A 1570-nucleotide genomic window follows, 5' to 3' on the forward strand; every position below is an offset into this window, starting at 1 on the left:
AACGACTCAATCTTGGCACATTTGATGCCGTTTGGGGGCCGTCCACCCCAACACGTCCACAATCTGGGTTTTCTCCGCACGCAGGCCGAGCGCATCGACGTGCGTCTGGTTGACGCCTGGCCGCGTGACACGCGCATCGATCGCGCCCGGTTCGAGAAGCTCAAAGAGGCTTATGTAAAGGCGCGCTATTCGAAGCACTATCGCATCACCGAAGAAGAGCTGCTCTGGCTTGGCGGCTGCGTCGAGGAACTTGGTCGTGCGGTTCACGCCATCTGTTCGGAACGTATTGCGTTGCTCGAACAATAGGCCAATGAATGAGCCTCTGATCGAAGAGGAGTGCCAATGGCTGATTCCGAAATGCTTGTCGCTCTAACGGCTGATATTGTTTCTGCGCATGTCAGCAACAACAGCGTGTCGATATCGGATATCGCAGGGCTAATCGGCAGCGTGCACGCTTCGCTTTCCGGCCTTGGTCAGGAAGCTATGCCGGAACCATTGCCCGACCAGAAGCCAGCCGTCCCGATCCGGGCGTCGATCAAGCCAGACTACCTCGTCTGCCTCGAAGACGGCAAGCAGCTCACGCTACTGAAGAGCTATCTGCGGACGAAGTTCGGCATGACGCCTGACGACTACCGCGCCAAGTGGAACCTGCCGAAAGATTATCCAATGGTCTCGCCCGATTATACCGCGCGCCGGAGCGCGCTGGCGAAGAAATTTGGGCTTGGCAAGAGCGGGCGGGGCGGCAGGCCCAAGAAGACGGGCAGCAAGTAAGGCAGGTCAGCTTTCCGAAAGGGCTGCGTCGTCGCTGCTGTGCGTCGCCTGACTGTCGGCCAGAGCGCTGGAGATCATCGCCGCCAGTGTCTCTTCGGCGCGTGCCCGTACGATCGGATCGGCCGAAAGTAGGTCCTGCCTGACCCGTTGCGGAGCGCGTTCGAGCACGCGCAATATCACTTCGTTTATTGCCCCCGTCATTGGACTGCCTATGCGCGATCACGACCTTTCCGCCAACCGGTTTTGCGCGAACGCTCGTGAGCCTCGCCGCCGCCAGAGTAGTAGCTGCTGATCGCGATTGTCGCCTTTCAGCTTCGCCGCAGCCTCGATCAACAGTCCTAGGATCACGGCGCGGTCGTCATCGATGAGCTCGATGAGCTCCGCTTTGGCGATGAGCCCGCCGAGCTCGATAAGTTGCCGTGTGCGTTCGCGCCGTTTGACCCGCCAGTCGCGCATGTCATGCCGTGCCCGCTGTGCCAGCAGCCGGTTGCGTGCCTGGATCGATCGCTTGTGTGCCGCCAGAGACTTGGCCAGCTGATCGGCGAGCTGCGGCGCTGCCCTGAAAGAACGCAGCGCCGCGTTTGCGCCAGGCCTCCTTTAGTGACGGGTCGTCATTGCCGATCGCCGCGAGCAGAACGCCTGCCAGTATCTCTGTGCCCAGCGCATCGGCCCCGGTGGCAATGACAAGCTCGCCGAGCTGTGTCTGCTTGCGGGTCCTGAGCTGCTTTGCCTTATCGTTGAGGGCTTGAAGCTCTGCGTCGTAATCGCGTGGTTTTCGCATGGGGTTTGATCCTTCGAT

Annotated in this window: 5 protein-coding genes; 2 read left to right on the plus strand and 3 right to left on the minus strand. The window is 60.5% G+C overall.

Annotation, left to right across the window (positions count from 1 at the left end; all coding sequences use genetic code 11):
• Both IEW00_RS17360 and IEW00_RS17365 read left to right on the plus strand, forming a co-directional pair.
• Positions 1–306 (plus strand): HEPN domain-containing protein (locus tag IEW00_RS17360; protein WP_505625247.1); only part of this gene is annotated, 306 nt, incomplete at its 5' end.
• A 36-nt stretch (positions 307–342) separates the two neighbouring features.
• Complete coding sequence (locus IEW00_RS17365) at positions 343–771, plus strand: Ros/MucR family transcriptional regulator (protein ID WP_188515691.1); 429 nt, start codon at positions 343–345, stop codon at positions 769–771.
• Positions 772–777: 6 nt separating this feature from the next.
• Here the strand turns inward: IEW00_RS17365 and IEW00_RS17370 are convergent, their stop codons facing one another.
• The 3 genes from IEW00_RS17370 to IEW00_RS17380 are packed head-to-tail and all read right to left on the minus strand — an operon-like array spanning position 778 to position 1552.
• Positions 778–972, minus strand: coding sequence for a hypothetical protein (locus IEW00_RS17370; RefSeq protein WP_188515692.1), 195 nt, complete (start codon positions 970–972; stop codon positions 778–780).
• 18 nt (positions 973–990) lie between these two features.
• Positions 991–1227, minus strand: a complete 237-nt coding sequence (locus tag IEW00_RS17375) for a conjugal transfer protein TraD (RefSeq protein ID WP_188515693.1) — start codon at positions 1225–1227, stop codon at positions 991–993.
• A gap of 1 nt (position 1228) precedes the next feature.
• A complete protein-coding gene (locus IEW00_RS17380; RefSeq protein WP_188515694.1) occupies positions 1229–1552 on the minus strand; it encodes a conjugal transfer protein TraD in 324 nt (107 codons plus the stop codon).
• Positions 1553–1570: the final 18 nt, after the last annotated feature.

This window comes from Blastomonas aquatica (assembly GCF_014639875.1).
Classification (GTDB): domain Bacteria; phylum Pseudomonadota; class Alphaproteobacteria; order Sphingomonadales; family Sphingomonadaceae; genus Blastomonas; species Blastomonas aquatica.

Coding starts and splice junctions, on each gene's coding strand:
- IEW00_RS17375 (WP_188515693.1), bottom strand. CDS start 1,227: ATGCGCGACTGGCGGGTCAAACGGCGCGAACGCACACGGCAACTTATC.
- IEW00_RS17380 (WP_188515694.1), bottom strand. CDS start 1,552: ATGCGAAAACCACGCGATTACGACGCAGAGCTTCAAGCCCTCAACGAT.
- IEW00_RS17370 (WP_188515692.1), bottom strand. CDS start 972: ATGACGGGGGCAATAAACGAAGTGATATTGCGCGTGCTCGAACGCGCT.
- IEW00_RS17365 (WP_188515691.1), top strand. CDS start 343: ATGGCTGATTCCGAAATGCTTGTCGCTCTAACGGCTGATATTGTTTCT.